This is a genomic window from Paraburkholderia sp. SG-MS1, from assembly GCF_012275575.1.
Taxonomy (GTDB): Bacteria; Pseudomonadota; Gammaproteobacteria; order Burkholderiales; family Burkholderiaceae; genus Paraburkholderia.
In genome coordinates this window covers 1-5,519 of record NZ_NPIH01000260.1, presented here as the reverse complement: position 1 = coordinate 5,519, position 5,519 = coordinate 1, and the positions used below count along the sequence as shown (strand labels likewise).

Here is a 5,519-nt window from a genome sequence, read left to right as displayed (position 1 = left end):
CTGTTCGGGATGGGAAGGGGTGGGACCGACTCGCTATGGTCATCAGGCATGACTTGTTGTCGCACTGCCTTTGGGGCAATACAACCAATCTGGAAGAAGTAGTTTCTGGTGATGCTCACCAGAGAAGTNNGGGTTGTGCTGTTTCTGGCACAACACTGATCTCAACCTGGGTGTCGGGCTCGAACTCACTGGGAGTTCAGCGCATCCCCCTTCGGGGATCGGACCAGTGTAAGCGCTCAAGCGCTAACGCTGGTCGAGACACACCTGTTATAGGATCAAGCCTTACGGGCAATTAGTATCAGTTAGCTTAACGCATTACTGCGCTTATACACCTGACCTATCAACGTCCTGGTCTTGAACGACCCTTCAAGGGGCTCGAAGCCCCGGGGATATCTCATCTTAAGGCGAGTTTCCCGCTTAGATGCTTTCAGCGGTTATCTCTTCCGAACATAGCTACCCGGCGATGCCACTGGCGTGACAACCGGTACACCAGAGGTTCGTCCACTCCGGTCCTCTCGTACTAGGAGCAGCCCCCTTCAAATATCCAGCGCCCACGGCAGATAGGGACCAAACTGTCTCACGACGTTTTAAACCCAGCTCACGTACCTCTTTAAATGGCGAACAGCCATACCCTTGGGACCGGCTACAGCCCCAGGATGAGATGAGCCGACATCGAGGTGCCAAACACCGCCGTCGATATGAACTCTTGGGCGGTATCAGCCTGTTATCCCCAGAGTACCTTTTATCCGTTGAGCGATGGCCCTTCCATACAGAACCACCGGATCACTATGACCTGCTTTCGCACCTGCTCGACTTGTCGGTCTCGCAGTTAAGCACGCTTATGCCATTGCACTATCAGCACGATTTCCGACCGTACCTAGCGTACCTTCGTACTCCTCCGTTACACTTTGGGAGGAGACCGCCCCAGTCAAACTGCCTACCATGCACTGTCCCCGACCCGGATCACGGGCCAAGGTTAGAACCTCAAACAGATCAGGGTGGTATTTCAAGGTCGGCTCCACGCAGACTGGCGTCCACGCTTCAAAGCCTCCCACCTATCCTACACAGACCGGTTCAAAGTCCAATGCAAAGCTACAGTAAAGGTTCATGGGGTCTTTCCGTCTAGCCGCGGGGAGATTGCATCATCACAAACACTTCAACTTCGCTGAGTCTCGGGAGGAGACAGTGTGGCCATCGTTACGCCATTCGTGCAGGTCGGAACTTACCCGACAAGGAATTTCGCTACCTTAGGACCGTTATAGTTACGGCCGCCGTTTACCGGGACTTCAATCAGGAGCTTGCACCCCATCATTTAATCTTCCGGCACCGGGCAGGCGTCACACCCTATACGTCCACTTTCGTGTTTGCAGAGTGCTGTGTTTTTATTAAACAGTCGCAGCCACCAGTTTATTGCAACCCCTTCACCCTCCTGGCGCAGGCCAGTCAAGCTACAGGGGCGTACCTTATCCCGAAGTTACGGTACCAATTTGCCGAGTTCCTTCTCCCGAGTTCTCTCAAGCGCCTTAGAATACTCATCTCGCCCACCTGTGTCGGTTTGCGGTACGGTCACTGTCAAACTGAAGCTTAGAGGCTTTTCCTGGAACCACTTCCGATTGCTTCTTCACCGAAGTGAATGGCCTCGCACCCTTGAATTCCGCGCCCGGATTTGCCAAAGCGCCTTCTCCAATGCAAGGACCGGGACTTCCAACACCCGGACAACCTTCCGCGATCCGTCCCCCCATCGCATTTGACAATGGTGCAGGAATATTAACCTGCTTCCCATCAGCTACGCATTTCTGCCTCGCCTTAGGGGCCGACTCACCCTACGCCGATGAACGTTGCGTAGGAAACCTTGGGCTTACGGCGAGGGGGCTTTTCACCCCCTTTATCGCTACTCATGTCAGCATTCGCACTTCCGATACCTCCAGCACACTTTCCAGTGCACCTTCGCAGGCTTACGGAACGCTCTCCTACCATGCACACTAATGTGCATCCGCAGCTTCGGTATATTGCTTAGCCCCGTTACATCTTCCGCGCAGGACGACTCGATCAGTGAGCTATTACGCTTTCTTTAAAGGATGGCTGCTTCTAAGCCAACCTCCTGACTGTTTTAGCCTTCCCACTTCGTTTCCCACTTAGCAATATTTGGGGACCTTAGCTGGCGGTCTGGGTTGTTTCCCTCTTGACACCGGACGTTAGCACCCGATGTCTGTCTCCCGTGATTGCACTCTTCGGTATTCGGAGTTTGCTATGGCGTAGTAATCCGCAATGGACCCCACAACCATGACAGTGCTCTACCCCCGAAGGTGATACACGAGGCACTACCTAAATAGTTTTCGGAGAGAACCAGCTATTTCCAGGTTTGTTTAGCCTTTCACCCCTATCCACAGCTCATCCCCTAACTTTTCAACGTTAGTGGGTTCGGACCTCCAGTACGTGTTACCGCACCTTCATCCTGGCCATGGATAGATCACCTGGTTTCGGGTCTACACCCAGCGACTGAACGCCCTGTTCGGACTCGCTTTCGCTACGCCTGCCCTAATCGGTTAAGCTTGCCACTGAATGTAAGTCGCTGACCCATTATACAAAAGGTACGCCGTCACCCTCTTTCAAAGGCTCCGACTGTTTGTATGCATGCGGTTTCAGGATCTGTTTCACTCCCCTCCCGGGGTTCTTTTCGCCTTTCCCTCACGGTACTGGTTCACTATCGGTCGATCACGAGTATTTAGCCTTGGAGGATGGTCCCCCCATCTTCAGACAGGATTTCACGTGTCCCGCCCTACTTGTCGTACACCTAGTTCTTCCCCACTGTTTTCGTCTACAGGGCTATCACCTGCTATGGCAGCACTTTCCAGAGCCTTCGACTAACAATGAAGATAAAGAGTACAGGCTGATCCCATTTCGCTCGCCACTACTCTGGGAATCTCGGTTGATTTCTTTTCCTGCGGTTACTTAGATGTTTCAGTTCACCGCGTTCGCTTCGCGCAGCCTATGTATTGAGCTGCGGATGACCCATACGGGCCGGGTTTCCCCATTCGGACATCTTCGGATCAAAGCTCGTTTGCCAGCTCCCCGAAGCTTTTCGCAGGCTACCGCGTCCTTCATCGCCTGTGATCGCCAAGGCATCCACCACATGCACTTGTTCGCTTGACCCTATAACGGGTATGTCTCTCACGACCTTCACTGGGAAGACCGCGTTGGCCACACTCGCTACAGGTTGAGTATTCGTGTTGCGCCGTATTCCAAAGCAATCTTCCGATCACTTAAAAATACATTGATACAATCACAACCCTGATTCACCTACTCATGCCCTCATCTCTAAGAACACTTTCGTGAATCTCTTTACTACTTCTTCCTGATTGTTAAAGAACGACAGCCGATATCACGATTGCTATAACCGCATATCCTTACTGACTGGCTCAATCGCCAATGCATAATCCTCTGCATCGCTTCTGCAGAACATTGCGCATTGAAGATTGGTGGAGGATGACGGGATCGAACCGACGACCCCCTGCTTGCAAAGCAGGTGCTCTCCCAGCTGAGCTAATCCCCCGGTCATGCAGATACCCCAGCGGTTTCCAGACAGTCAGCGCACCAGAGAAGACCTTGGTGGGTCTGGATGGATTCGAACCATCGACCCCCGCCTTATCAAGACGGTGCTCTAACCGGCTGAGCTACAGACCCCTGAGTCTGTCTGCGTTTCTCTTCAAATTCACAGCCGATAAGCGTGAGCGCTCAACACTTCTGACACGCTAGCTCGAGAAAGGAGGTGATCCAGCCGCACCTTCCGATACGGCTACCTTGTTACGACTTCACCCCAGTCATGAATCCCACCGTGGTAAGCGCCCTCCTTTGCAGGTTAGGCTACCTACTTCTGGTGAAACCCACTCCCATGGTGTGACGGGCGGTGTGTACAAGACCCGGGAACGTATTCACCGCGGCATGCTGATCCGCGATTACTAGCGATTCCAGCTTCACGCACCCGAGTTGCAGAGTGCGATCCGGACTACGATCGGTTTTCTGGGATTGGCTCCACCTCGCGGCTTGGCGACCCTCTGTTCCGACCATTGTATGACGTGTGAAGCCCTACCCATAAGGGCCATGAGGACTTGACGTCATCCCCACCTTCCTCCGGTTTGTCACCGGCAGTCTCCCTGGAGTGCTCTTGCGTAGCAACTAGGGACAAGGGTTGCGCTCGTTGCGGGACTTAACCCAACATCTCACGACACGAGCTGACGACAGCCATGCAGCACCTGTGTTATGGCTCCCTTTCGGGCACCCCAGCCTCTCAGCCAGGTTCCATACATGTCAAGGGTAGGTAAGGTTTTTCGCGTTGCATCGAATTAATCCACATCATCCACCGCTTGTGCGGGTCCCCGTCAATTCCTTTGAGTTTTAATCTTGCGACCGTACTCCCCAGGCGGTCAACTTCACGCGTTAGCTACGTTACCAAGTCAATGAAGACCCGACAACTAGTTGACATCGTTTAGGGCGTGGACTACCAGGGTATCTAATCCTGTTTGCTCCCCACGCTTTCGTGCATGAGCGTCAGTATTGGCCCAGGGGGCTGCCTTCGCCATCGGTATTCCTCCACATCTCTACGCATTTCACTGCTACACGTGGAATTCTACCCCCCTCTGCCATACTCTAGCCCGCCAGTCACAAATGCAGTTCCCAGGTTAAGCCCGGGGATTTCACATCTGTCTTAGCGAACCGCCTGCGCACGCTTTACGCCCAGTAATTCCGATTAACGCTTGCACCCTACGTATTACCGCGGCTGCTGGCACGTAGTTAGCCGGTGCTTATTCTTCCGGTACCGTCATCCCCCCGCCGTATTAGGGCAAGGGATTTCTTTCCGGACAAAAGTGCTTTACAACCCGAAGGCCTTCTTCACACACGCGGCATTGCTGGATCAGGGTTGCCCCCATTGTCCAAAATTCCCCACTGCTGCCTCCCGTAGGAGTCTGGGCCGTGTCTCAGTCCCAGTGTGGCTGGTCGTCCTCTCAGACCAGCTACAGATCGTCGCCTTGGTAGGCCTTTACCCCACCAACTAGCTAATCTGCCATCGGCCGCCCCTTGAGCGCGAGGTCCCGAAAGATCCCCCGCTTTCCTCCTCAGAGCGTATGCGGTATTAATCCGGCTTTCGCCGGGCTATCCCCCACTCCAGGACACGTTCCGATGTATTACTCACCCGTTCGCCACTCGCCACCAGGGTTGCCCCCGTGCTGCCGTTCGACTTGCATGTGTAAGGCATGCCGCCAGCGTTCAATCTGAGCCAGGATCAAACTCTTCAGTTCAAACCTGTTACTGTTTTTCGGTCTCTTTCGAAACCGGTCGCTCACTCAACGTACTGACGAAGTGTTCGATCCGCCTCTCGACGGCCAAACCTTCCTTTCATTACTGTGTGAGACTTGATACTTTCGCTTTACGGCAGGCTCCGCAGAACCCGCCTCGCGCCTGGCATCAAGCGCCCACACTTATCGGCTGTTAATTTTTAAAGATCGATCCGCTCACGCACA

The 5,519-nt window shown here is 53.7% G+C and carries 2 tRNA genes and 2 rRNA genes; all 4 read right to left on the bottom strand.

Features of this window, described 5'->3' with window-relative positions:
- Positions 1-271: 271 nt before the first annotated feature.
- Positions 272-3,153: ribosomal RNA gene (locus CIC12_RS26400) — 23S ribosomal RNA — on the bottom strand.
- A 324-nt stretch (positions 3,154-3,477) separates the two neighbouring features.
- A tRNA-Ala gene (locus tag CIC12_RS26395) sits at positions 3,478-3,553 on the bottom strand.
- 54 nt (positions 3,554-3,607) lie between these two features.
- Positions 3,608-3,684: transfer RNA gene (locus tag CIC12_RS26390), tRNA-Ile, on the bottom strand.
- Between the two features lie 78 nt (positions 3,685-3,762).
- Positions 3,763-5,297: ribosomal RNA gene (locus tag CIC12_RS26385) — 16S ribosomal RNA — on the bottom strand.
- The 16S and 23S rRNA genes sit together here with 2 tRNA genes alongside, the layout of an rRNA operon.
- Positions 5,298-5,519: the final 222 nt, after the last annotated feature.